Annotated in this window: 1 protein-coding gene and 1 pseudogene; both read left to right on the top strand. The window is 69.6% G+C overall.

The genetic code is table 11. The features are described from left to right. Nucleotides 1–201, top strand: a pseudogene (locus ACOADB_RS14925) (hypothetical protein); the annotation flags it as partial. 23 nt (nt 202–224) lie between these two features. Further along, nucleotides 225–517: thiamine-binding protein (locus ACOADB_RS14920; RefSeq protein WP_378600080.1), on the top strand; the 293-nt coding region annotated here is incomplete at its 3' end.

The raw sequence follows: 517 nt of genomic DNA, 5'->3' as shown, positions 1-517 counted from the left end.
GAGATCGCAGACCTGCGCGATCTCAAGTCCCGCACGCGCGAACTCGGGAGCGCAGCTGCGCCGCGGGCCATCGCGCAGTGGGCCGAGGTCACCTTCGCTGCGGTGGACGACGCGTTCCGAGCGCCCTCCGACGGGCTGAGGGCTCAAGCGACGGACGGTTTCCTCTCGTTGGTGGACCGATGGGCGCCCGACCGTCCCTGACGATCCTTGGCTAGCGTGGAGCCATGCTCGTCGCCTTCAGCATCAGTCCCACGACCGCCGATGACACCGGGAGCGTGTCGGAGGCGGTGGCCGCTGCCGTACGCGTCGTGCGTGAGTCCGGGCTGCCCAACGAGACCAACGCGATGTTCACGAACATCGAGGGGGAGTGGGACGAGGTGATGGCCGTCGTGAAGCGGGCGGTCGACGTCGTGGCTGCCGTGTCGCCGCGGGTCGGCCTCGTGCTCAAGGCGGACATCCGGCCGGGCTTCACGGGCGAGATGACCGCGAAGGTCGAGCGCGTCGAGAGGGCGCTCGA

Origin of the sequence: Nocardioides sp. CPCC 206348 (assembly GCF_048654705.1) — a bacterium.
GTDB lineage: Bacteria > Actinomycetota > Actinomycetes > Propionibacteriales > Nocardioidaceae > Nocardioides.
The sequence above is the reverse complement of the archived record's forward strand: the minus strand, read 5'-3'. Positions and strand labels throughout refer to the sequence as shown.